The organism is Brevibacterium sp. HMSC08F02 (genome assembly GCF_001807555.1).
Lineage (GTDB): Bacteria > Actinomycetota > Actinomycetes > Actinomycetales > Brevibacteriaceae > Brevibacterium > Brevibacterium ravenspurgense.
On record NZ_KV789351.1, the window covers coordinates 99039 to 123056 of the forward strand.

A 24018-nucleotide genomic window follows, 5' to 3' on the forward strand; every position below is an offset into this window, starting at 1 on the left:
TTCGCAAGGGGCTACTGATAATGGCCCCCTATGACCATTTCAGCCAACACTCCCCCGTCCCCCGCCGCAGATAACGCACCCAGCGAAAAATCCGCATCGGCGGTGGCAATCATTCCGGCCCGTGGTGGTTCCAAGGGCATCCCGCTGAAGAACCTGCAGAAGATCGGTGGGCGCTCCCTGTTGGCGCGAGCCATCGAAGCAGCTCAGCGAAGCACAGAAATCGACACTGTCGTCGTTTCCACTGACCACCAGGGCATTGCCGAAGAAGCACGCGCTCACGGGGCCGAAGTTGTTATGCGTCCCGACGACATCAGCGGCGACACCGCCTCGAGCGAATCCGCTCTGCTGTACACGCTCGCACAGCTCAGCCGCACCCACAAGCCCTTTGACATCACGGTGTTCATCCAGTGCACCTCGCCTTTCATCAACCCGCAGGACCTCGACGAAGCCACAGCCGCCGTCGCAGCTGGACGTCACGACGTCGTGTTCTCCGCAGCTGTTGACCATTCGTTCCTGTGGAAGCTCGGCGCCGACAGCACCGCTGAAGCCGTTGGCCACAGCGCTGAATTCCGTCCACGTCGCCAAGACCGCGAACCGCACTACTCCGAAACCGGCGCGTTCTACGTCATGCGCACTGCCGGCTTCCAGGAATCGGGCCACCGTTTCTTCGGTTCGATCGGTATCCAGGAAGTCCCGGAAGACGATGCCCGCGAAATCGATTCACTGTCCGACCTCACGCTGCTTCGCGCACTGGCTGATCAGCGTCAGCAGGAGACTTCACAGCTGAGCGAACTCGACATAGACGCTGTTGTCACGGACTTCGACGGTGTGCACACGGATGACCGCGTGTTCGTTGCCGAAGACGGTACGGAATCAGTACCGGTCTACCGCGGCGACGGCATGGGTGTGTCTCGCCTGGTCAAGGCTGGTGTGCCGTTCCTCATTCTGTCGAAGGAACGCAACCCGGTGGTCACCCGCCGCGCAGAGAAGCTGCGGGTAGAAGTTGCTCAGGGCATCGACAACAAAGCCCACGTGATTGCCGGCTGGATGGCTTCACACGGCCTGGATCCAGCCCGGGTTGCCTATGTCGGCAATGACATCAACGACCTTGAAGCCTTCAGCGAGGTCGGCTGGCCGATTGCGGTTGCCGATGCTCACCCGGCTGTTCTTGCCGCCGCACGTCACGTGCTGGCATCAGAAGGCGGCCGAGGTGCCGTCCGCGAGGTCTGCGACCTCGTCCATGTGCCCACCCGCCATTCGGCAGGTGTCCAGGAATCCCAGCCATCCACCACCCTCTGAGCTAAAAACCTCCCACCCGAAAGGATTGATATGACTGCTGTCCCCTACTCCACCACCAGTGCAGGCAAGACCATCACTCCCGTTGCAATCGGCGAACACAAGGTCGGACCGGGCAACCCCACCTACCTGATCGGCGAAATCGGCATCAACCACAACGGTGACGTCGAACTGGCCAAGCAGCTCATGGATGTTTCCAAGGTTGCCGGCGCACAGGCCGTGAAGTTCCAGAAGCGCAACCCGGAAGTGGCCGTTCCGGAGCACCAGAAGTCCAAGCCGCGCTCCACCCCGTGGGGCGAAATGACCTACCTGGAATACAAGTACCGCGTTGAGTTCGAAGACGAGCAGTACACCGAAATCGACCGCTACGCCAAGGAACTGGGCCTGCAGTGGTTTGCCAGCCCGTGGGACGTTGACTCGGTGAACTTCCTCGAAAAGTTCGACGCTGTCACTCACAAGGTTGCTTCGGCTTCGATCACCGACGTCAAGCTGCTTGAGGCTCTGCGCGACACCGGCAAGCCGCTCATCATGTCCACCGGTATGTCGACTCTCGAGCAGATTGACCGCGCCGTGGAGATCCTCGGCACCGACAACCTGGTTCTTATGCACGCCACCTCGACCTACCCTCTGCCGGCCGAAGAAGTGAACCTGCTGGCCATCCCGGCTCTGCGCGAACGCTACGGCGTTCCGGTCGGGTACTCCGGCCACGAACTGGGCACCACCATCACCACCGCGGCAGTGGCCCTGGGTGCTGTGACCGTTGAACGTCACATCACGCTGGATTCGAACATGTGGGGTTCGGACCAGTCGGCTTCGATGGAACCTGCTGAGTTCATTTCGCTCGGACGCCAGATCCGCGAAATCGAAACCGCCCTCGGTGACGGCAACAAACGCGTCATGCCGGGCGAAGAACCCAAGATCGCTTCGCTGCGCGTTCACAGCTGACGCTCGTAACTGCCAATCACCCAGCTGACGAGGCGCCGCTTGCCGGACGCTTGCTCGTTCGCCTGCCGGCGCCTCGCCTGCTTGTGCCCGCCCTCCGCTACGTGAAAGTACCCGTGTGAGTACGCCTCTGCTATCGCTCATCATCCCGGCCAAGGACTGCGCCGAATACCTGCCAACACTTTTTGAATCGCTGCTGTTCCAAGGCACGGAACCCGGCGGAAACTTCGATCTCAGCGCACTGCAGATCATCTTCATCAATGACGGCGGAACCGACAACACGCCCGAGGTCCTCAATGAGTACGGTTCGCGCTTTGCCGATTTCACGGTCCTGACCAACCCCGAAGCCACCGGCTTGGCGAACGGTCGGAACCAGGGATTGGAAGAAGCACGCGGCCGCTATATTCAATTCCTTGACGGCGATGATTGGCTCTCCCCTGGGCTGCTCACAACGCTTACTGCTGCAATCGATGGCTTGGGTGTTGATTTTGTCCGCACGGACCATACGACGGTCCTGGGCAATAAGCGCGAGATCCGCAGGGCGCCCATGGCACTGCGCAATCGCGCCCTCAATCCGCGGGTAGGGATTCTGCCGTCCCACAAGTCAACAATGGTCGACTACCCCTACGCATGGGCGGGAATCTTTGACGGGAAGCTGCGCGAAACAGGAATGCTGCGCTTCCCCAAGGACTTCATGACTGCAGAAGACCGCAGCTGGATCTGGAATCTGCATCTCAATGCAGAGTCATTCGCTGTAGTCAGCCATCCAGGTGTGTGTTACCGCCGCGGACTGTCCAGTTCGCTCACACAGATTTTCGATGAGCGCCAGCTCATGTTCCTCGATGCTTTCGAGCTCATCTTCGATCTCATTGATAACGACCGCGAACGCGAACTGCTATACCCCAAAGCCGCACGCAACTGGCTCGCTTTGCTGCACCACCACCACAAGCGATTCATTGACCTGGCGGCGCATGCCGAAGCCATGCATATCCTCGGCCTGAATGACAGTCAAGCTTCGGGGCGCGAAGCTGATCCCAGTGCTGGACGCCATTCTCAACAGTTCGAGGATGCCGTTTCATTGGCAATCCAACGCATCGAAGCCCAAAAAGCCGAGCAAATACCTCCCGCTCAACACATCCCCCACTCGCTCATCGAACAGCTACGCAACCGCGGACAGCAGGTGTCTGCACGAATTCCACGCACTGTGCTCTTGGCCGAAGTTGCTGACAGTACCACCGAACGCCGAAGCCACGTGGATTGGTTTTTGCCCAGTGAAGTCGATGTGACTGGAAAGGCACCGAAATGAAACAGCTCTTCTTCACATCGACATTTTCGCAAATCGTCACCCTCGCCGCCGGTATTGATGCAGGCGCGTATGACACAGCCCATCTTCCAGCGCTTGCCGCAGTGCCCATCGGAGCGGATTTGGGCAGCTTGAGTGAACTCTCGGCGCAGGACCGGGCCGTGGAGAAATCAGACCCCGTGAGCGAACGGATTCTTGTGGTGTCGAATCACTCCTACGCCCCGGAGCTCAGCACCCCCGTGCACATGACGCCAGATGCGCGTCCGCTCCTGAGTCGCTTCGATCGAGTCATCGATTTCAATGCCACACTCCACCCCGTTCTGCCCTCAGTGTGGAACCCGCAGCAGGCTGAACTTCCCGCGTGGGAACGCGTGCTGCGCACAATGTGGGACCTCGGAGAAGAAGAGCTCGAACTCATCGTTGAATCTCCGCAGGTCAACCCAGCAAAGGCAATCGGCCGCGTATTCTCTACCGCGCTTCAACGCGTTCACGCCGATGGCCTTATGAGTTACGGGCCCACCCGCAATTCGCTGCTTCTCACCAACGGACAGCGAATGACATCGCTGCATTACCTGCCGTACGTCGAAGGGGTCGTTCCCCGGCTACTGAGCGAATTCGATGCAGTCCCAGTCCCGTTGGATGTCACGTATTTCCGTGGGGTCGTTGATGAACTCGTGGAGGCTGCTAAGAGTCCACTCGAAGCTGAGCTCGGCGCGCTGCGCGGCCAGCCGACCGCACTCGTCGTGGGCCAGTACTTGGCGCAGCTGGGGCTTATTACGGATGACGATGAAGCTGGACTCCACCAGCAGATGGTGCGCGAGGCCGCATCACGAGGCGCCCGCCACGTGGTCTTCAAACCTCACCCCGCTGCACCCCCGGCCGCGCTTGAACCTTTGCGCCGTGCAGCGCAGGAAATTGGAGTTGGTTTTTCGGTTTTTGCCCGCCCTATCATTGCTGAAGCCGTCATCAGCTTCCTCCAACCGACAGTGGTCGTGGGCTGTTTTTCGACAACGCTCGCCGTTGCACGAACCGTCTATTCCATTCCCGCAGTCGCAGTCGGCACATCACAAGTTCTGCAGGCCATTACGCCGTTTGAGAATTCCAATCGTGTGCCGGCAGTCTTGTGCGATGTTCTCATGACCGGCGATCCCACCCCATTGACCTCTGCTCAGCAAACGCATATTCAACAACTCATCGATTCGGTCGCATATGCGGCACGGCCAAACATCGTGCCGCATCTGCGGCCGACAGCCGAAAGGTTTCTTGAGACCGCTCAACACACTGCAGATCTTGGCTACTTCCGCCGGCGGCGGCTCACAAAGCTTGGCTTGCCTGGAGCACTGCCCAAGAAACCCAAGGTGGCTAAGCTGCAGCCAGGCGGTCTGCGCATTGAACAGCGTCTGCCACGTCCACTGCGGCGTCCTTACCGGATGGTGCGACGCCGCTTGCGCTCGGCTATGAAGAACCGCCGCTGACCACGTGTGTTCCCGTGTGCGCTTCCCGCAATAGCGAGCACACATGCCAAGCTCACGGCGACGGCTGGCCAGTACGTGTAGCGGAAGTGAAAGGCCGGAATCACCGGAATGTAGGCAAGCATGTAGACCAGTGCTGATGTAGAAAGCGCAATGATTTCTCTGCCAAATTGCGGCCGGAAAACGATAGCCGCAAGGCACATCAATGTGCTCAGGGCAAGCCAAAACCATGCTTTGAATACAGCAGTTGGTTCAGCGGCGAGCACTACCCCACGGACAGTTTCACTTACAGGATTAGGCGTAAACGGCATTCCAATTTCAGCGCCTCGACCATGTTCTCGCAAGGTTACCAATTGAGTGGTCGTCAAATACCTAGAATAATTTTCCAGCCGGTAGTCAAACCAGCGAAACGGATGGGTGAGCACGTGCTGTTTCCACAGCTGTTTGAGTTCACCAGCGTGCTCTACTGGCTGATAGGCCTCTCCATCAAGTCCGCGACCCCAGCAGCGCCAATAGGCATCAGAAATCCACCCAATGTCCAAACAATGGCGGCGCGCAGTATCCAAGCGGGTAATGAGCTCTGGTGACGCTCCACTCTTGTGCAGCTCTTCACTGGGAACAGAGAACATGACGTCATCCAGAATGATCTGGTCGATCTGGTGCGTTTGTTCAATGGTGTGGGTTGATTCCACCCACAGATTCATGCCGACCCCGGCACAGCCAACCGCTGCCACTACAGCAAAGCTCCGGACTGCAAACCTGCCCGCACTGCCAGCAGCAGTGCGCAGTCGCCGTGCAACTGACGAACCCGTCATATGCAGCCGTCCCAGCACCGCCTGCCGGGGACTCCAAACAGCGGCAGCATAAAGATCCACCGGCACAACGGCTGCCACGGCGTTCTTGCGCACAAGAACCGCAAATGCAATTGAAATGACAGCCAGCACCATGAGTCCAATGGGCGCCACGTTAACTCGGCCTTGCCGCTTGCGGCACTCTGCAGCGAGGAACACCGCCCCGCAGCCAAAAACAAGTGCTGCGGCCATCGTAGTGTCCTTCCACAAAAGGACCAGCTGCGACAGCGTCCACGGCGTGACAAGCACTGCCAGGGGAAGGCACGCTAGCCCTGGGCGGTCGGTACGGAGCAGAATCGTCCAGCAGAGAAGCCAGATTCCCGTGGCCATGAGCAAAACATTGATGCTCAGCAATACGTCCATGGTTCCCATGAGCTGAGCCAGTGCACCCCACAGCGCACTCATAATGGGCGGGTGCCAGTCCGACATGGGAGTCTGTCCAGTTGCCTGGTTGGCTTGTTCGTAGATGTCGTTTTCAATTTGGCCCGGAGCAATGAAGATCCGCATGGCAATCGCCCACAGAAAAGCGCCGCCGGCCAAGTACCACACGCTCGGCCGGTTGAAAGATTCCGCGCGAACCGTCAAAGCTCCAACTTCTTAGCGATGGAAGGTGCAAGCGTCCACATGTACGTACCTGTAACGTGGTTGTGATCCCGGTACACCAAGGTTGAACCTACTATCGCTGGACAGACGCCATGTGGTTCTTCTGTGCAGAACATTGACGTAGTGCCCACGAATTTCACGTCTGCGTTTTGAGCTGCCGTGCGCATCACGCGATTCGCACCGGTATTTTCCGAACTGTCAGCCCGAGGAATATCGCACGCTTCCAGGTCATCAGTGTGCCGCGCCAAGCAGTCGGGCACATTGCCCGGAGGCACGGGATTGTCCTGCAGCGCATACACCGTGGCGCCGGTCTTCTTCAGCTGCTTGAACATCTTGGAGTATCCGGTGACGCCGGGGCGTTTCTCTCTATCCATGCGCTCAAAGCCAACCTTGGCGTAACCGGCCACGACTATTTTTTGCGGCCGGAGATCTTTGAGCCGCTCAAGTGTCTCTTTGTTGGCTTGCTTGCACTTAATTGTGCCGTCGGCTTCCAAGGAACGCTCGCCCAGGGAGAACGGACACGAGTTGTGAAGGTAAACGACAACCCTCCAATCAGTGCCTTCGACAGCCTTTTTCAAGGCAGGTGTCCACTGCGAAGCGTGAGAATCACCAACGACAGCCAGTGTCTTCTTGCCGTCGGGATTGGCAATGACACACTGAGGTGTTGTTAAGGAATCAGCCGGCGCTGGCGTCTGGTCACAGTCATATTCTGGTTCGTCGTTGAGGGCGTCGGTGATACTTGGAACGGTCACGCCTTCTTGACCCACAAATCGCGTGAAATCGTGCCGGCCCAATGAATTGTGGCCGAGCTCGTCGGCATGCTTATGCAGCAGGGTTTCCACCGCCACTTTTTGCTGATGCTGATCAACGGCAAAGGCCAACTGCGGCAGGACGGCTACAGCGGCTGCAGTCACCATGGATACGCCTGCGGTGAGAATTGTTTTCCACTGAAAATCTGTCCAGTGCCGCCACCGGCGCACGGGGTTTTCAACAAAGAAATAACTGCCAGCAGCAAAAAGAAGCGCCAGCACGAAAAGAGCTGAGCCCGCAAACAATCCGGGATGGCGCCCCTTTGCTGCCACGAAAAACGTGATGAGGGGGAAATGCCACAAGTACAGCGAATACGACAGGTTGCCCACCAGCTGAACTGGCTGCAGATCAACCACGCGGTGCAGCGACAAAGGCCCCGAGGTACGGCCCGCCGCAATAACCGCCATCGTTCCGAGAACTGGCAGAAGAGCTGCAACGCCAGGAAACGGCGGTTGAGCACCCGTGTAGAAAATACAAGCCACACCAATTGCCACAAGGCCACCCAATGCAAGCACGCTACGCACAGTGCGGAACCGCTCGGTATCCACCATGACAAGCGCGAGCAATCCCCCGGCACCAAGCTCCCACACGCGCGACTGGGTGACAAAGTAGGCCTCTGGTTCGCCCGCGAGGGTGATGGTTGCCGAATAGACAAAAGACGCCGCAACAACCAACCCGAACACCATCGCGAGGAGAACGCGGAAGCGGCGGTGAGCGGCGCCTCGGCTACCCCAACGGAACGCGATCCAACCAGCACCGAGGGCTAACAGCGGCCAGAAGAGATAAAACTGTTCTTCAATGGACAGCGACCAGAAGTGCTGAAACGGCGAATCCGCGGAATCTTGGGTCAGATAGTCCACGGACTTAAAGGCGAGCGCCCAGTTCTGTACGTAGAGCGCAGAAGCCATACCCTGCACGGCGGCCGCCGTGAGCTGCGTAACGGGCAGCAGGAACACAGAAGCAATAGCCGTGAGCACGATCGTCAGGGTTGCCGCCGGCAAAATGCGTTTGGCCCGGTTAACCCAGAACTTCAGGAGGGACAACCGCTCCGTGCGCTCCACCTCGCGAATCATGTGCCCGGTAATAAGGAAGCCGGAAATGACAAAGAACACGTCCACGCCCACAAAGCCACCGGGCAACCAGGATGGGTTGAGGTGATAAATGACTACCGTCAGAACCGCGATAGCACGCAGCAGCTGAATTTCAGGGCGGAAAGTCCGCGGCTTGCCCCGCTTTGAGGGAACAGCGGGCGGGGCAGAACGGACGGGGTCGAGAACGGCAGACATCGAGTGGAGCCTGCCAGCCGAAGAAAAACCAGCAGGAACTTAAAAGTAAACGCTCGGTGTCATGAGCCGGGTGCAGAAGGGCGCGACTATGGGTGCCGCGTCAGGCGGCGAGCAGCTCAGAGCTTAAGCGCTCGCTTAGTCCGGGTATCGAGTGTTTCTGCGTTGCTAGCGGTGGTGTGGTTTTTCCCGGTATACAACAACCGAACCAATAACTGCCGGACACTGAGCGATCTCCGAACAGAAATAGGGAGTGGGGTCCCAATAGCGCAAATTGAGCTCCTGCGCGGCGTTCTGCAGTGCCTGCTGCAATCCATTGCGCAGCGGCTTCTTGCGCGTGAAGTCACACTCAGCAGGGTTGTTTTCGCTCCGTACCAAGCAGTCAGCCATATTCTGTGGCGGCAATGGGGTGTCGCCAAAGACCGTTAAGTCAATGCCGGCGTCCTTGAGCGGTTTGAGTGAATCGTGTCGGGTTTGATGGAGGGTAACGAAACCCGGAAGGACCCGCCATCATGGCAGCACCACGCAAGTACCCCGCCGAGTTCAAAGAACGAGCGATGCGCATGGCGATCGACGCGCGGAAAGATCCCGAGGCGCGCACCGGTGCTTACAAGCGCGTCGGTGAGCAGCGCGGTGTCCATCCCGAGGCGCTGCGCACCAGGGTGAAGCAGGCGTCGGCTTTCTTCGCGGCGGAGCTCGACTGCCCCTCCCGATGAGTGAGCGCGTCCGGTTCGTCGCGGAGCATCGCGGCAAGCACGGGGTTCGCCGATCTGCCGAATTCTGGAGGAAACGCCTGCGCAGGTCGCCCCGTCGACGTTCTATGCGGCCGTGTCCAGGCCGCCGTCGGCGAGGGAGATTCGTAACGAGCAGCTGTTGGTGCTGATCCGGAAGGAACATGCGGAGCTGCGTCGTCAGGGCGAGAGGGCCGCGGAGCCGACGGTCCGCCGCCTCATGAGCGACGCTGGTGGGAGGGGATCTCGCTCTCGACGCGCTGCGGATGGGTATCTGGCGTCGTCAGCATGCCGGCGACGGCCACACCGGCCTGATCCATCACAGTGACAGGGGTGGTCCGTATCGAGCGATCCGTTATGCGGAGCGCCTCGACGAATGCGACGCGGTCGCTTCCGTCGACTCCAAGGGCGATAGCTACGACAACGCGATGGCTGAGGCGCTGAACTCGCTCGATAAGGCCGAGCTGATCCGCAACCGCGGCCCTGGACGGGTATCAACGACGTCGAGACCGCGACGGCGGACTACATCGACTGGTTCAACAATCGTCGCCTGCACGGCGAGATCGGGCACGTCCCACCCGCCGAGTTTGAAACGGCTTACCGCGCTACCCAGCGCGGGCTTTCACTGCCCCACCCCAACCGGAGCCGGGTGTTCACTTCTCGTCCGTATCAATCCTGAGTGCCTTGACCACATAGTCGGACATGGTTTCCGAATACGATGCCGAAATATGGTCCTGGTCGCGGTACACAACCACCGAACCGACGACGGCGGGGCATGTTGTGGACTGTCCGCAGAAATAGGGCGTGGGATCCCAACGGCGAATGTCGAGGTCCTCCGCAGCCTTTTTCAGTGCGAGGTCAGCACCGTCTGGTTTGGGGTCTTCGCGCTTGAAGTTGCACTCTGCCGGATCGGCTTCGTTCAGGCCCATGCAGTCGGCCATGTTGAATGGAGGAACAGGAGTGTCGCCGAACGCTACGACGTCGATGCCAGCGTCCTTCAGCGGTGTGAGCGTTTCGATGTACCCGTCATAGCCGACCACATCAGATTCGGCGAGTCCCTGCTCCCGCGCTGCATCCACGTCATAGTCGTCAACGTCCAGATTGGCGATGAGCACCTTGTCAGGTTTTTCGTCCACAAGGTGTTTGACGAGCTTCTTCACCGGCTCGACGCAGTTGAGCCCTTCGTTCTTGTAATTGCGCGGGGTGGCGTTGAGCCCGCAGGCGTTTTTCGCATACACCTGCAGTTTCCAGTCTGTTCCTTCGAGTGCTTTTTCCAGTCCCGGCACCCACTGGGCCGCGTGGGAGTCCCCCACGACAGCCAGTTCCTTTGATCCCTCCGGGTTGAGCACAGTGCAACCGCGGATGGTGTCCGATTCCTTTTTATTCGGATACGGGTGGCACTTTTCGGGGAACTTCGGACGGTCCTCAATGAGGTCGACCGCTTTGGGGAAGTAGTCCTTCTGTCCTTCCGCGTGCATGGGCAGGTCAAGCGACTCCAGCGGATCGCTGATTGCCCGAGCACCGAACAGCGGTTCACCGTCTTCAGGTTTCTGCGTGGCCTGATCGTCTGCAACAGTGTCGTACTTTTCCTGTGCTTCGGGCACCCGTTCGTATTCACGGTTGACTGCCCACTGCGGAACAAGCGCCACCGCCGCGGCAACGACCATGGACACTGCTGCGGCTTCGACCGTCAACCACCTGCGCTTCTTGAACATTTCGTTACGGCGCAGCGGCTCTTCGACAAAGTTGAAGCTCAGGTAGGCCAGAGCCAGTGCGAAGACCAGCAGACCCGTACCTTCGATCGTGTTGGCGTGACGTTCGAACTGCGCGGTGAAGAACACCACCAGCGGGAAGTGCCACAGGTACAGCGAGTACGACCAGTTGCCGATCTTCTGCACGGCTTTCAGATCAACAATCGGGGTGAGCGACCCCAATCCCTGCGTGCGGCCGGCGGCAATGACAGCCATCGTGCCCAGAACTGGCAGAAGCGCAGAGACACCTGGGAATGCAGGTGTCGTGCCGGTGTAGAAAATGCAGGCCACAAGAATTGCGGCAATACCGGTAAGCGCCATCGCCGTGCGCAGGCGCGGGAACCGCTCCGTGTCCACCATGACAACGGCCAGCAGACCACCGGCGCCGAGCTCCCAAATGCGGGACTGTGTGACGAAGTACGCCGTGGGGTCCCCCGATCCCACCAGCACTGCCGACCACACGAACGACACCAGGATGATGATGGCAAAGAGCACGCCGACAACCACCCGAAACGTCCTGTGGAACTGCTGTTCGGGCGACACGTGGTGAGCACCCCCAGTGCCGATCTTGCGCAGGGCACCGGGGACGGCGCCTCGGGAGTGGCGGGCGACAGTCCGGCCCGCAATCCATACGGCGAGAATCACCGCCAGCGGCCACATGATGTAGAACTGCTCTTCAATTGAGAGCGACCAGAAGTGCTGGAACGGTGACGGCGAATTCTGCGCACCCAGATAGTCAACAGAGTTGATGGCCAGCGCCCAGTTCTGCACGTAGAACGCCGAAGACAGCCCTTCGATTGCCGCTTGGGACAGTGAGCTGCGCGGCAGGAAGTACAGGGAGGCCAGGGCGGTGACCACAATGGCGACGGTCGCGGCCGGAAGGATGCGGCGGGCACGGTTGGCCCAGAACGTCAGAAGGTTGACCGTTTGGGTGCGTTCGGCTTCGCGCAGCATGTGCGCCGTGATGAGGAACCCGGAGATGACGAAGAAAACGTCAACGCCCACGAATCCGCCCGGCAGGAAATCCGGGTTGATGTGGTAGATGACCACGGTGACGACGGCCAGTGCGCGCAGCATCTGGATTTCCGGTCGAAACCTACGGTGCATGGGCTCCTCGTTCGTTTGGCGGCCTGTGGGCGGTCAATTGGCTGTCTGTGTGATTCGCACTCTAAGACTAATAAGAGTCGGCGGCGGAATCGTGCGCGACTGGCTGGATGTCCTTTTCAGTGCGGCTCTGCTTGGCGACGCGGTTCTTCTTTTCGGCGCGGAGCCTGCGGGTGTGTCTGCGGGATGCGGCGATCAGCAGCCAGCCGAACATCGCTCCGGCAAACGGCCAGTAGCTGTAGCGGTACAGGTCTGCCGGTGCTGTGGGGAAATACGTCAGCACGTACAGAATGATCGAGGTGAACACGGCGCACGCTCCCAAGGACCGGGTGCGGGTGCGCAGGCTGACGACGATACCGGCAATGCAGGCGGTGAACGCCGTTATCCCTAAAAACATGAACGGCATGTAGCCGTAGGCTGCAGCGTAGACGTAGCCGGAGTGGATGTCCCGGGCTTTCGGGTGGGTGGGCGGCAGGTCCACCTGGTCTCCCCGGACGGCTGAGGATGCCACGGACGAGGTGCTGGTCAGGAACCGCCACGTTGTTTTAGCTCGGTATTCGGCGTAGTCACCCAGGTGGTGTGGAACAGTTGCCTTCCACAGGGCGACCACCGCGTCGGGATCCTCAACTTCTGTGTACGCTCCGTTGACGCCCAGGCCGTAACAGTTCCAGTAGGCGTCCCAGATGATTTCGCGGCCTTCTTGTTCTTCGCGCTTTTTGCACGTTTCGCGGGCGAACATGATGCGGTCTTTTTCTGCCTGCGGAGCATCCGCGCTGCGGATCGCCTCTTCGGGCATGCCGAAGACGATGTCATCGATGAACACCTGGGTGAACTGCGAGTTCTGCGTGGCGCCGGTTGCAGAGGCGAGCGCCTTATCTGCTGCGAGCACAGTGCCCCCGACAACGCCGGTAGCGATGATCGAAATGACGCCGACTTTGGCCAGTTCGCCGCGGACGCGGCTGCCGCGGGCCCGCAGGAACCACAGAACGAACACCGCAACAATGGGCAGCACTGCAACGGCGGAGTTTTTGCGCACGAGTGCCGCGTACACCAAGCTGCCGAACGCCACCGCGGCCCACACCCAGCGGCCCTTCGGCTGGAGCAGCACCAGGAACATCATGAGAACAGCCAAGTACAGGGCGAGCGCCAGCTGCACGTCCTTGTAGAACACACCCAGGATGTTGACCATGTTCGGCATGAACAGCATGAACAGGCCCAGGGCTGCAACCCAGGTGCGCCGTGAGATCTTCAGCAGCACATAGCTGGTGAGCAGTGCGCACACCCAGCCGAAGAACACCTGTGCCCACAGCAGTGCCGTGACGGTGCCAAAGACCTTTGTCAGCTGGTGCCACGTCCAGGTCATCGAGACCGGCTGCCAGTCGTTGTACGGGACTTCGCCGCGAATCTGCCGCACCTGGAAAACCCCGTCGGGGCTGATTCCACCGGGGTACATGGCAAAGATGATGAGGCCGGCAAGCACCGTGCCGATGACTGCGAGCACGCCCATGACCCGGCGGTGCTCCGCGCTCAGAGGAGCACGTTCAGACACGGCGGGCAAAGGGGCAGCGTGGGGTTCGGCAGCGGTTTTGGGCACAGGAGAACTGTACGGGCTGATCCTCCAAAACCAGTGAACTCCCGGGCGCCTGCCCGTGTGAGAGCTATCTCATCGCACCCGGCGTCGTCCCTGGCGTTCGGCCCACAGAACGAGCCAGCCGAGTATTGCGGCCAGCCACGGCCAGAAAACGTACCGGTAGTCATTAGCTGGTGCGGTGGGCACGTAGGTCATGAGGTACAAAACGGCAGAACTGAAGATGGCCAGCCCGGCGAGCGAACGGCGTTTCTTCTTCGCACCCACAGCGATTCCGGCGGCTGACATTCCCAGTGCCGTTGCACCCAAGTAGAGCCACGGGAAAGCGGCAACGCCGAAGTCGACAACGTAGATGCGCAGGGATGAGCGAAGTGCCTGCGACTGTGCGGGGTAGTCGAAGTTGCGGTCGCGAACGAACTCGAGTTTCGAGGTGAAGAGGAATTTCGTGGTGGTCTGCACCCGGTATGCGACGTAGCTGTCCAAGTGCTTTGGCACCGTCTGCTTCCAAATGCTGGTGACGGCTTCCGGGTCTTCGATTTCCGTGTAGGCGCCTTCCGCTCCCTTGCCGTAGCAGGCCCAGTATCCGTCCCAGATGATCTCCGGCCTGCCGTCTTCATGGCGCACGCGATTCTTATTGCCGCACGTGGCTTTTGCTTGGGCCAGCCGCGTCTTCTCCGCCGCGGGGGCGTCTGCGTCGTCAATGGCCGCCTGTGGCACGGCAAAGATGAGGTCGTCGAGCATCACCTGTGTGTACTGCGAGTTCTCGGTCGGCTTGAGCGCGGCTTTCAAACCGGTGTCAACGCCCATGAGCACCGCGCCGAAGCCGACAACGGCCGCGACCGCGGCAATCAGTTTGCGCCGCTTGGATAGCCCGCGTTTCTCTCCCGCCCGCTTTTTGCTCTTGATACGCACCAGCAGCCATACGGCTATGACCGCAATGATCGGCAGGACGGCCACCGCGGAATTCTTCCGCACCAGCCCGGCATAGACCAGGGCTCCGAAAGCCAGCACCGCGAATACCCAGCGAAGCTTGGGCACAACCGGTATCAGCAGCATGAGGATAACCGCGAAGTACAGTGCCAAACCCAGATGGGTGTCTTTCCACACGACTCCGACGAGGTTGACGGTGTTGGGCAGGAAGAGGATGAACAGCCCAGCCAGAGCACTCGAGCCGCGCCGGGACACTTTCAGCAGGTAGTAGGAGGTCAGCACAGCACAGACCCAGGCAGCAGATACCTGCAGGACGAGCATCGAGTTGATGGTCCCAGTGAGGTCAATGAGCCACTGCCACGTCCAGGTCATGGCTATGGGGTGCCAGTCGTTGAGGGGAAGAACCCGCCTAGCCTGCTCCAGCTGAAAAACGGTGTCCTTGGTGAAACCGCCGGGGGCCATCGCGGCATACAGCAGCCAGGCCAGCAGTGCGCCGATGACCGCAGCGGCGGCGAGGATCTGACGGTGGCGGCGGTTGAGGGGCGCCTCAGCGGCGGGGTTACCAGTGCGCGCAGAGGTCAACGACCGCGGCTTTCCACCGCGCTGCGGGCGATGTCCTCCAGGGTGAACTGGGCTTTCCACGCCAGGTCGGCGTTGATGGCCGCGGGGTCGGCAATAAGCTGCGGCGGGTCGCCGGCACGACGATCGGCCATGATGGGCTCGAGGTCTTCGCCGAGTGCCTTCCCAACAGCGTCAATGACTTCGAGGACAGAAGCGCCAGTGCCCGTGCCGACGTTGAACGATGTTCCGCGGATGTTGCCGCCCTTGAGGTAGTCGAGGGCGGAAATGTGGGCTTCTGCGAGGTCAGCAACGTGGATGTAGTCGCGGATGCATGTGCCGTCGGGGGTGCTGTAGTCGTCACCGAAGACAACCGGCTGCTGGCCCTGGTCATAACGGTTGAGAACAATCGGAATGAGATTCATAACCGCGGTGTCGGCAAGTTCCGGCCATCCGGTACCCGCCACGTTGAAGTAGCGAAGCTTCACAGCAGACAGGCGGCCGGCGGCCATTTGGGCGTCAATGAGCCATTCGCCGATCAGCTTGGTGTGGCCGTAGGGGTTGATGGGGTGGCAGTCAGTTGTTTCGCGCACCATGTCGACATCGGGCATACCGTAGACCGCGGCCGATGACGAGAACACGAGCGTTTCAATGCGGGCGTCTTCCATGGCCTGCAGCAGGTTGGTGAGTCCTCCCACGTTCTGCTGGTAGTACCACAGCGGGCGTTCGACGGACTCGCCTACCTGCTTCTTCGCGGCAAAGTGGATGACGGAGTCAACACGGTGTTCGGCAAACACTCCGCGCAACACCTCAGGTGCCTCTGGTGAGGCCAGATCGACTTCGACAATCGGAAGTCCGTCAACGCGCGAACGCACACCGTTGGACATGTCGTCAACGATGACCACGTCATCGCCGCGCTGCTGCAGCAGTCGTACTACGTGCGAACCGATGTAGCCGGCACCGCCGGTCACCATCACTGCCATGTGTTTACCTTCCGGTCATCTGTTTGATTCACGCTGGGCCCATAGTCTCACAGCGCACCCCGGCCTTCTCACAGTCTTCGCCGGGCCGCACACCTAGGAGGATACTGCGTGGCAGGAACGTACATTCTGGCTGAATCACCTCTGCAGCTGCTGTCAGGGCTGGAAGCTCTGCACGCTGTTCAGCACAGAAATGACGTGGTGGTCTGCATACGCGAAGACAGCCCCTCGCTGGCGGCGTTCGCAGGCAACCTGCCGGCGGGACTGCTGCCGGATGACTGTCTGCTGCATTCGGGTTTCCCCTCCCCCGCTCAGGCCGCGCAGGCTGACCACTTGTTGCTGGGCGATCCTCTCTCCGGCAGGATTCAGCGGCTGTTGGCCGAATGCGCGGTCCGCCCGGGCGGGCTGCCCCACATCACGATTCTTGATGACGGCTTCGCCACGGTCCGCGCGATCCGCCTGATTCTCAGCCCCACACGCCAGGCGCTCGTTCGTGCCCGCGTTAAGCCGACAGTCCGCCGCACCGCCCTGGGCCACGCCGCCGCCGCGGTGCTGCGTAGCGCCATCAAGCTGGGCCGGCTTTCGTGGTTCAGCGCGCTCACTCCCGATGAATCCCTGCCGCAGCGCTTTACAGCAGCCGGCGGGAAACTCATCCGCCATTCCTTTGCACAGGTGCGCACGTGTTTGGAGGCCACGGCCCCTGACACTCCCACCGATCGCGCCGTCATTGTGGGAACGGCCCTTGCCGCAGATGGCCTTATCAACCAGCGGGCGCTCATTGACTGGGCCGCCGAGATCGGCGCACAGCAGCCTGCCCTGTTCTTTGCCCACCGCCGTCAGACGGCTGACGAACTCGCTGTTCTCGATTCCCTGCCCGGCATCACAGTGGTGGAGTCCGGTACGCCGCTGGAATTGCGTTTGGCGCCGTTCCCCGCGCAGACCGCGGTGTATTCACTGCCGTCAACGGCGGTGCAGACTCTGCCTCTGGTCATGGACTCACCCGAAATCCACATCACTGAGATTCCGCGCGCTTGGTGGGAAACCTCCGCTCCGGACTCTCTGCGTCGAGAACTCAACGCACAGTCTGCTCTCTCACCCGGTCGGATGCTCGATTCTCGGGGCACGAGGCGCCACCGGCTTGTCGCTGTCTGTGACAGCGAGTCGTATCTCAAGTGGGCCGCCGCGATGCTCGACGGCTTCGATGACAGTTTTGAGACGGACCTGTGGATTGTCGAATCCCCCATTCAGCCCACCGGTGAGCAGATTGCCAACGCTGTTGCCGGAACCTCGAGGGCCGAAGCCGAAGTTCCCGTGATTCCCGTGTCGCGTTTGGAGGGTGAACTGTCAGCAGTGAGCCCAGACGTGGTGCTGGCGGCGGCGACGGGCCCTGTCGTACAGACGGTGTACTCCACGGCTGCTCGCCTGCCGCGCCGGCCCGGTTTGGTGTCGGGCCTCCCCGGTGTGGGTCTGCCGGCAACCATCAAGGGACAGCGCTACCGCCGCCGCGGCGATGCTTTTATCGCTCATTCTGAACACGAGCGCCACCTGTACCGCAAAGTCAACCGGCGTTTGGGCCTGCCGGTCGATGTGTGGGTGGGGCGCCTGCCCATGCTGAAGTCTGTGGGTGCTCCGCAGCCGCAGTTTGCTGACGGCACTCCGCCGAACCGCATTGTCTTTGCCCCGCAGGCCAAAGTCCCCGAAGAACGCAGTCAGCGCCGCACACTTCTGCTGGAGCTTGCGCGTGCCGGTAAACAGCTCGATGTTCCTGTCATCATCAAGGTCCGCAGCCGTCCGGGTGAACACGAAACCCACCACGAACAGCACACCTACATTGAGATCTTGTCGGAGCTCATTGCCGAAGGGGCTGTTGGGCCCGATGACCTGCAGGTGGAGGTCGGGCCCATGGCTGATTTCCTCACCGACGGCGCAGCACTCGTCACGGTGTCCTCAACCGCGGCGTTGGAATCCCTCGATCGAGGCCTGCGCACTTTCATCATCGGCGACTTCGGTGTCAGCCGAAGCATGCTCAACGAGGTTTTTGCCGGTTCGAACCTCATCGGCAGCTTCGATGATCTTGTTGCAGGCAGGTTCCGTCATCCTGACCCCGAATGGCTTGAGGCAAACTACTTCCAAAAGCCCAGTGAGGAGCTCTCCTCACAGCTGGCGTGCCTTGCTCGCCGCTCGGAAAACTACGAACTCGATGGTCGGAAGACCCGCGATTCTATTCAGTCGTGGCCGACCCTGCGTGCGGAGCTGCGAGCTCACGCACCCAAGCAGGTGGTCAGCGTGTACCGGTCAGGACGCAGACTCGTTAAGAACCTCACGCGTGTCGCGAAAAACCCAGGTGCGGTAGGCGTAGAAGCGGAACGCCATGGCCAGGGCGATGCCGACGATGTTCGTTGAAATGTTGTAGGCGATCGGACCACGTAGGCCGAGAACGTACCAGGTGAAGGCCAGCGGCAGCACGGTGATGATCATGCCGGCCCCGTTGACCAGGACGAACAGCACAAAGCCGCGCAGGTTCGAACCTGTTTCCCGATCACCGTAAGTCCACAGTTTGTTGCCCATCCAGGCGACAATGACTGATGCGATGGTCGAAATGATCTTCGCTTTGATCGGACCGTCGTGCAGCAGTGCGGGCATTGCCCACAGGCCGTACACCAGAAGGTTGGACAGCCCGACGTCGACGATGTAGCTGACACCGCCGACGGTCAGGAACTGCAGCGCTTCTTTTATCAGCGAGCTGCGCCGGCTCTCATTCATTTCCGGGTGCCGGCAGTTCCAGGTAGTGCAGGCGTGAGGTTTCGCGGCGAGCGCGACGCACGCCGTCCATGATGATTCCCACCGATCCCATGAGGAACGCAAGGATCATGCAGCCGGCTGACAGCAGCGCGGTGGGCAGGCGCGGCACGTAGCCGGTTTGGAAGAACTCCCACACCACGGGAACGCCCAGGGCCAGTGAAATGAGTGCGAACAGCGCTGTCAGTCCGCCGTAGAACAGACGCGGCCTTTCGTGGGCTGTCAGCTGAGTGATGAGCCACAGGATCCTGAAGCCGTCTTTGAACGTGGACAGCTTTGAGAAGCTGCCTTCGGGGCGGTCACGGAAGCCGACGGGGTATTCGGCGTTGGGCAGCCGCAGCGACATGGTGTGCACCGTGAGTTCGGTTTCGATTTCAAAGTGGCGGCTGACCGCGGGGAAGGATTTGACGAATCTGCGCGAGAACACGCGGAATCCGGACAGCATGTCGGTGACGTTGTCGCGGAACATCCAGCTGGTCAGCACGTTGAATGCGCGGTTGCCGCGTTCGTGTCCCGGTCGGTAGGCCGATGAGTCGGCGGGCGTGCGCACGCCGAGCACGTGGTCGTAGTTGCCGTCGATCATGGTCTGCACCATGCCGGGTGCGTCTGCGGCTTCGTAGGTGTCATCACCGTCGATGATCAGGTAGATGTCTGCGTCAACATCCGCGAATGCCCGACGAATGACATTGCCTTTGCCGGGACGGTCCTCGAAGCGCACGATTGCGCCTGCTTCCCGTGCGACTTCGGCGGTGTTGTCAGAGCAGTTGTTGGCATAGACGTAGATATCAGCACCGGGCAGAGCAGCACGCAGGTCAGCGACGACTTTGCCGACGGTCAGCTCTTCGTTGTGGCACGGGGCGATGGCGGCAATGCGGCGCGAACCGAAGGGGGTGTTCTCTTGCACTCTCAGCTTCACAGATTGGACGGGACTGTACGCACAGCAATGGTATCTGCCCACGGTGAGGGCAGCTGTCCAAAAACGCGATTATTCGGCAGGTGTGATCAACGGGACGATATCGCGGGTGATGTAGCTGCCGAGTGTTTTCGAGTATTCGACGGTGATGTGGTTGGAATCGCGGTAGACGGCGCGTGATCCGATAACGGCCGGACAGGTACGTTCGGTGCAGAAAGCATCGAGGGTGTCGGCATAGTCAACCCCGTCCCCTGCGGCCTCTGCTGCAGCCCGCAGCGGCTTATTGGATTTCTCTTCTGCCACCCCGGGCCTTGGGAAGTCGCACGTGCTGGTGTCGTCACCTGCGGCAGCCACGCAGTCGGCCATGTTCTCCCCGTCTGGGACTTCGGGAGAATCGCCGAGTGCGATGATCTTCGCACCATTCAACCTGTCTGTCAGCTGCTTGAACACCGCATCGTAGCCGCGCTTGGCGGCTGACTGCCCGCCGGCGAAGTCGTCGTAGCGGCGGTTGGTGATGACGACCGCATCGGGTTTCTGCTGTTCAATGCTGCCCAGCATCTCAGGCACAGCCTGCGAGCACACGAAGCCGTTCCGCCGCTCTTCGAAAGCACGCGGTTCGGGGTTGAGCGGACAGTTTTCGCGTGCGATGACGACAATCTTCCAGCCGTCGCGGCTCAGCGCTTCTTCGAATGCCGGCACCCACTGCACAGCGTGGGAATCCCCTGCCACGACGAGGGTTTTGGTTCCGTTCTTGTCCCCGGTGACACACGGCCGGGTATCTGACGAGGTGCCAAGGGCGGGCACATCTCCGCACCCTGCGAACGTGGGATAGTTTTCGCCGATCGAACCCAGGCCCGGTTTGAGGGGCTGGTTTTGGTAGCGCGGTTCGTACATGGTGGTCCGCAGGGATCGGAAGCCGGGCCCGAATTCCCCAGCCGTGTTGAGTTCTGGTGGGGCAAATACTTGAGCTTCAGCGGCGGCGACCTTCGCCTCGTCCATTTTGACCAGCGTGTGCGGCACGGTGCCGATACCGACTGCGGCGGTGACAGCGATGAGCGCCCCGGCCAGTGTCAGCGGGGATGATCGGCGCATGGTCGGTGAGTGCAGGATCGGCTTTTCGAACAGGTAGAAGCTGAATCCGGCAATGAGGATGGAGGCCAGCACGATGATGACGGCTTCGAGCACGGTGGCTTTGCGGCCGGCGAGCGCTTCGAAGAACACGATGATCGGGAAGTGCCACAGGTACATGGAGTACGACCAGTCGCCGATTCTCTGTACGGGCCACAACTCGAACATCCTCTGCGGGGAGCCCCACCCGGTGGTGTGGCCGGCGGTGATGACGGCGGCGGTTGCCGCCACCGGGACGAGTGCGGTCAGGCCGGGGAACGGGATGTCACCGGAGTACACGAAGGCGCAGATGATGATGGTGAGGGTGCCGATCAGTGCCAGCCACTTGCGGGTGCGGGGAAAGCGCACGGGGTCGCCCAGGTAGACCGCAAGGAGGCCGCCGACTCCCAGTTCCCACACGCGTGACAGCGTGTAGAAGTAGGCGCTGGTGGGGTCCTGTGCGGTGATATAGACGCTGTAGGCGAACGACCCTCCGACCACTGCGAAGAACAGTACGGTGGCGATCACCCTGACGCGGCGGCGGTGCCGGATGTCGTCAGTGGGGCTGGCCCAGCGGATGCGCTGGGCTATGTGCCATGCGGCGACCACCAGCATGGGCCAGAAGATGTAGAACTGCTCTTCGATCGACAGCGACCAGAAGTGCTGGAAGGGCGTCGGGGCGCTGTCGGCTGCTAGATAGTCGACGGATTGTCGGGCCAGTGCGTAGTTCTGCACGTAGAAGCCGGAAGCGACAGCCTGCAGGCTCAGGGTGGCAAACTGTGAGCGCGGCAGTATGAAAAGCGACGCGATTGTCACCGTGATGATGGTCAGTGTGGCCGCCGGCAGGATTCGACGGGCTCGGTTAGCCCAGAAGTCGGCGGCGGAGATTCTGCCGTGTTCGGCTACACGGCGCAGAAGGCCTGCGGTGATGAGGTAGCCGGAGATGACGAAGAAGACATCCACACCGATGAATCCGCCGGGCAGCCAGTCGGGGTTGATGTGGTAGACGACGACTGCGAGCACTGCGATTGTGCGCAGGGCTTGAATTTCGCCGCGATACTTCCTCACCATCGGGCTTATCTTAGTGAACTTCTTCTGTGCGCGATTTCACGACGCTTTATGACGAGCAGAGCGGTATAGGCCGTCATATGGTGTCACAATTTTCTTTGCTGCCTGTGCTGGTACTCCCCGCCTGCTTGGCACAGCGGCTTATCCCCATGGAAAGGAAACTGCCGGGTGATCACTCTGACTGGCCTGACGAAGGAATTCGCGGGCACCACGGCTTTACGCGGCATCGACTTACAGGTTGATGCCGGACTCATTCACGGCATTGTCGGCCGTTCAGGCGCCGGCAAGTCGACCCTCATCCGCTGCCTGACGGGGCTGGAACGCCCGACGTCCGGCACGGTGGAGATCGATGGGGTCGATGTTACTGAGCTGCGCGGAGCCGCTCTGAGGAGGGCCCGCCGCAATATCGGCATGGTGTTCCAGCACGCTGAGCTGCTGTCGGCAAAGACCGCGCTGCAGAACATTGCCCACCCGCTGTTGGTTGCCGGTGTGCCGAAGAAGGAAGCTTTTGCGAAAGCGGAATCGCTGCTGGAGCGCGTTGGCCTGGAGGGCCGCGGGGACAGCTACCCCGCGCAGCTGTCGGGTGGTCAGCGTCAGCGTGTGGGCATTGCGCGTGCCCTGGCAGCGGACCCGCAGATCCTGCTGTGTGATGAGCCCACCTCGGCACTTGACTCCACCACGACGGCCCAGATTCTGGGCCTTATCCGCCAGCTGCGTGACGAACTGGGCATTACGGTGCTCATCATCACCCACGAAATGTCGGTGGTGCGTGAGATCTGTGATTCGGTGACTCTGCTGGCTGAGGGCAAGAACATGAAGACGGGCCGTCTGCGCGACATCCTGGCTGACCCATCGTCGCCGCTGGCGAAAGACCTCATTCCCCTGCCATCGGTGCCTTTGACGCAGGAAGGCCAGGAGCGCAGGACTCTGGAAGTCAGCTTGGCGGGGACGTCGGCTGCGGAGCTGTTTGCGCTGGCTGAATCTGCGGGCGCCCCTGTTGCCGAGGTGCAGGCGGGAACTCTTGAGACGATCGACGGTCTGGAGGTCGGCAGGCTGCGTGTGCGCGGTGCCGATGACGCTGCCACTGGGCGCCTGGGCAAGGCCCTGGCGGATGCCGGAATCTACTGCAAGGAGGCACGCTGATGTTTGCTTCTGATGTTGTGCTTGCTGCTGCCGACAAGCCCAGGTGGCTGAACAACCCGGCAATCACGAAGGACCTCCTGCCGGCGACGATTGAAACGCTGCAGATGACGGTGTTCTCTACCCTGTTTGCGGTTCTGCTGGGCTTGCCGTTGGGCATTTGGCTGTGGGTGACGGCGAAGGGGTCGCTGGCGCCGCAGCTGACGGTGCAGAGGGTTGTCAGTGCGATTGTCGACTTCGGCCGTTCGATTCCGTTCATCATTCTGATGATTGCGATCATCCCGTTCACCCGCTTTGTTGTGGGCACGGCTTTGGGGTGGCAGGCGACTGTTGTTCCGCTGGCCATTGGCGCTATTCCGTTTTTTGCCCGCCTGGTTGAGGTTGCGCTGCGCGAAGTTGCCGGCGGCAAGATCGAGGCTGTGCAGATGATGGGTGCTACGAACTTTCAGATCATCCGTCAGGTGCTGATTCCCGAAGCTCTGCCGGGTTTGATTTCAGCTGTCACCGTCACGGCGGTCAACCTGGTGTCGTACACGGCTATGGCCGGTGCTGTTGGCGGTGGCGGTCTGGGCGCTTTGGCGATTTCCTATGGCTACCAGCGCTACCAGGGCGATGTCATGATCGCCTGCATTGTGCTGCTGGTGGCGATTGTCGTCATCATTCAGCGTCTGGGTGACTGGCTGGCTCGCCGGGTCGACCACCGCTGATCTGAGCTTTCTGGCAACTGACGAGGCGGAGGTCCAGTCCCGCGGTGACCCGCGGTTCTGGACCTCCGCCTCGTTCGTGTGT

Annotated in this window: 18 protein-coding genes and 1 pseudogene; 9 read left to right on the forward strand and 10 right to left on the reverse strand. The window is 60.8% G+C overall.

The features are described from left to right. Positions 1 to 30 precede the first annotated feature (30 nt). From HMPREF3172_RS04370 to HMPREF3172_RS04385, 4 genes are all read left to right on the forward strand, one after another. Complete coding sequence (locus HMPREF3172_RS04370) at positions 31 to 1299, forward strand: acylneuraminate cytidylyltransferase (RefSeq protein WP_070515725.1); 1269 nt, start codon at positions 31 to 33, stop codon at positions 1297 to 1299. Positions 1300 to 1329: 30 nt separating this feature from the next. Continuing rightward, entirely contained in the window at positions 1330 to 2241 is a 912-nt protein-coding gene (locus HMPREF3172_RS04375) for an N-acetylneuraminate synthase family protein (RefSeq protein WP_070515727.1), read from the forward strand. 115 nt (positions 2242 to 2356) lie between these two features. Next, entirely contained in the window at positions 2357 to 3544 is a 1188-nt protein-coding gene (locus tag HMPREF3172_RS04380; protein WP_070515729.1) for a glycosyltransferase family 2 protein, read from the forward strand. After that, on the forward strand, positions 3541 to 5016 hold the full coding sequence (locus HMPREF3172_RS04385) for a polysialyltransferase family glycosyltransferase (RefSeq protein ID WP_083272009.1): 1476 nt from the start codon (positions 3541 to 3543) through the stop codon (positions 5014 to 5016). Before HMPREF3172_RS04380 ends, HMPREF3172_RS04385 begins: the two co-directional genes overlap by 4 nt. On the opposite strand, the gene HMPREF3172_RS04390 is transcribed toward HMPREF3172_RS04385, so the two are convergent. The 3 genes and pseudogenes from HMPREF3172_RS04390 to HMPREF3172_RS10760 all read right to left on the reverse strand — a co-directional run. Further along, positions 4965 to 6449, reverse strand: coding sequence for a hypothetical protein (locus HMPREF3172_RS04390; RefSeq protein WP_070515731.1), 1485 nt, complete (start codon positions 6447 to 6449; stop codon positions 4965 to 4967). The genes HMPREF3172_RS04385 and HMPREF3172_RS04390 overlap by 52 nt on opposite strands. Then, entirely contained in the window at positions 6446 to 8563 is a 2118-nt protein-coding gene (locus tag HMPREF3172_RS04395) for an acyltransferase family protein (RefSeq protein ID WP_083281405.1), read from the reverse strand. The genes HMPREF3172_RS04390 and HMPREF3172_RS04395 overlap by 4 nt, the downstream gene beginning before the upstream one ends. 165 nt (positions 8564 to 8728) lie before the next feature. Continuing rightward, a pseudogene (locus HMPREF3172_RS10760) lies at positions 8729 to 9010 on the reverse strand (SGNH hydrolase domain-containing protein); the annotation flags it as partial. A 62-nt stretch (positions 9011 to 9072) separates the two neighbouring features. Between HMPREF3172_RS10760 and HMPREF3172_RS04400 the strand changes: the two are divergent. Both HMPREF3172_RS04400 and HMPREF3172_RS10765 read left to right on the forward strand, forming a co-directional pair. Then, complete coding sequence (locus HMPREF3172_RS04400; RefSeq protein ID WP_070428076.1) at positions 9073 to 9276, forward strand: helix-turn-helix domain-containing protein; 204 nt, start codon at positions 9073 to 9075, stop codon at positions 9274 to 9276. A gap of 508 nt (positions 9277 to 9784) precedes the next feature. Further along, the gene (locus HMPREF3172_RS10765) at positions 9785 to 9970 is read left to right on the forward strand and encodes an IS3 family transposase (protein WP_083281412.1); all 186 of its coding nucleotides are present in this window, start codon (positions 9785 to 9787) and stop codon (positions 9968 to 9970) included. Here HMPREF3172_RS10765 and HMPREF3172_RS04405 read toward each other — a convergent pair. The 4 genes from HMPREF3172_RS04405 to galE form a co-directional block, all read right to left on the reverse strand. Next, positions 9945 to 12149 (reverse strand): acyltransferase family protein, encoded by a 2205-nt coding sequence (locus HMPREF3172_RS04405; protein ID WP_083272011.1) that lies wholly within the window; start codon positions 12147 to 12149, stop codon positions 9945 to 9947. The two genes, HMPREF3172_RS10765 and HMPREF3172_RS04405, sit on opposite strands and share 26 nt — an antisense overlap. A gap of 67 nt (positions 12150 to 12216) precedes the next feature. Continuing rightward, complete coding sequence (locus HMPREF3172_RS04410; RefSeq protein WP_070515733.1) at positions 12217 to 13740, reverse strand: hypothetical protein; 1524 nt, start codon at positions 13738 to 13740, stop codon at positions 12217 to 12219. Positions 13741 to 13809: 69 nt separating this feature from the next. Further along, positions 13810 to 15246: a hypothetical protein gene (locus HMPREF3172_RS04415; protein WP_070515735.1), complete on the reverse strand. Its 1437-nt coding sequence runs from the start codon at positions 15244 to 15246 to the stop codon at positions 13810 to 13812. Further along, positions 15243 to 16205 carry a UDP-glucose 4-epimerase GalE gene (galE, locus tag HMPREF3172_RS04420; protein WP_070428080.1) on the reverse strand — a complete coding sequence of 321 codons (963 nt, stop codon included), beginning with the start codon at positions 16203 to 16205 and terminating at the stop codon, positions 15243 to 15245. Before galE ends, HMPREF3172_RS04415 begins: the two co-directional genes overlap by 4 nt. A 108-nt stretch (positions 16206 to 16313) precedes the next feature. Here galE and HMPREF3172_RS04425 point away from each other — a divergent pair, with 108 nt between their 5' ends. Beyond that, positions 16314 to 18605, forward strand: coding sequence for a DUF6716 putative glycosyltransferase (locus HMPREF3172_RS04425; protein WP_070428081.1), 2292 nt, complete (start codon positions 16314 to 16316; stop codon positions 18603 to 18605). On the opposite strand, the gene HMPREF3172_RS04430 is transcribed toward HMPREF3172_RS04425, so the two are convergent. The 3 genes from HMPREF3172_RS04430 to HMPREF3172_RS04440 all read right to left on the reverse strand — a co-directional run bounded on the left by HMPREF3172_RS04430 (position 18498) and on the right by HMPREF3172_RS04440 (position 22092). Next, positions 18498 to 18965 (reverse strand): GtrA family protein, encoded by a 468-nt coding sequence (locus HMPREF3172_RS04430; RefSeq protein ID WP_070428082.1) that lies wholly within the window; start codon positions 18963 to 18965, stop codon positions 18498 to 18500. The two genes, HMPREF3172_RS04425 and HMPREF3172_RS04430, sit on opposite strands and share 108 nt — an antisense overlap. Beyond that, positions 18958 to 19917, reverse strand: a complete 960-nt coding sequence (locus HMPREF3172_RS04435) for a glycosyltransferase (protein ID WP_256173186.1) — start codon at positions 19915 to 19917, stop codon at positions 18958 to 18960. The genes HMPREF3172_RS04430 and HMPREF3172_RS04435 overlap by 8 nt, the downstream gene beginning before the upstream one ends. Before the next feature lie 69 nt (positions 19918 to 19986). Continuing rightward, positions 19987 to 22092, reverse strand: a complete 2106-nt coding sequence (locus HMPREF3172_RS04440) for an acyltransferase family protein (protein ID WP_070515738.1) — start codon at positions 22090 to 22092, stop codon at positions 19987 to 19989. A 165-nt stretch (positions 22093 to 22257) separates the two neighbouring features. Here HMPREF3172_RS04440 and HMPREF3172_RS04445 point away from each other — a divergent pair, with 165 nt between their 5' ends. After that, a complete protein-coding gene (locus tag HMPREF3172_RS04445; protein WP_070515740.1) occupies positions 22258 to 23232 on the forward strand; it encodes a methionine ABC transporter ATP-binding protein in 975 nt (324 codons plus the stop codon). Beyond that, a complete protein-coding gene (locus HMPREF3172_RS04450; protein ID WP_070515742.1) occupies positions 23232 to 23936 on the forward strand; it encodes a methionine ABC transporter permease in 705 nt (234 codons plus the stop codon). The genes HMPREF3172_RS04445 and HMPREF3172_RS04450 overlap by 1 nt, the downstream gene beginning before the upstream one ends. Positions 23937 to 24018: the final 82 nt, after the last annotated feature.

Excerpts from the sequence above, each read along its gene's own strand:
- HMPREF3172_RS04370 (WP_070515725.1), top strand. The coding sequence starts at position 31 with ATGACCATTTCAGCCAACACTCCCCCGTCCCCCGCCGCAGATAACGCA.
- HMPREF3172_RS04375 (WP_070515727.1), top strand. The coding sequence starts at position 1,330 with ATGACTGCTGTCCCCTACTCCACCACCAGTGCAGGCAAGACCATCACT.
- HMPREF3172_RS04385 (WP_083272009.1), top strand. The coding sequence starts at position 3,541 with ATGAAACAGCTCTTCTTCACATCGACATTTTCGCAAATCGTCACCCTC.
- HMPREF3172_RS04395 (WP_083281405.1), bottom strand. The coding sequence starts at position 8,563 with ATGTCTGCCGTTCTCGACCCCGTCCGTTCTGCCCCGCCCGCTGTTCCC.
- HMPREF3172_RS04400 (WP_070428076.1), top strand. The coding sequence starts at position 9,073 with ATGGCAGCACCACGCAAGTACCCCGCCGAGTTCAAAGAACGAGCGATG.
- HMPREF3172_RS04405 (WP_083272011.1), bottom strand. The coding sequence starts at position 12,149 with ATGCACCGTAGGTTTCGACCGGAAATCCAGATGCTGCGCGCACTGGCC.
- galE (WP_070428080.1), bottom strand. The coding sequence starts at position 16,205 with ATGGCAGTGATGGTGACCGGCGGTGCCGGCTACATCGGTTCGCACGTA.
- HMPREF3172_RS04430 (WP_070428082.1), bottom strand. The coding sequence starts at position 18,965 with ATGAATGAGAGCCGGCGCAGCTCGCTGATAAAAGAAGCGCTGCAGTTC.
- HMPREF3172_RS04440 (WP_070515738.1), bottom strand. The coding sequence starts at position 22,092 with ATGGTGAGGAAGTATCGCGGCGAAATTCAAGCCCTGCGCACAATCGCA.
- HMPREF3172_RS04450 (WP_070515742.1), top strand. The coding sequence starts at position 23,232 with ATGTTTGCTTCTGATGTTGTGCTTGCTGCTGCCGACAAGCCCAGGTGG.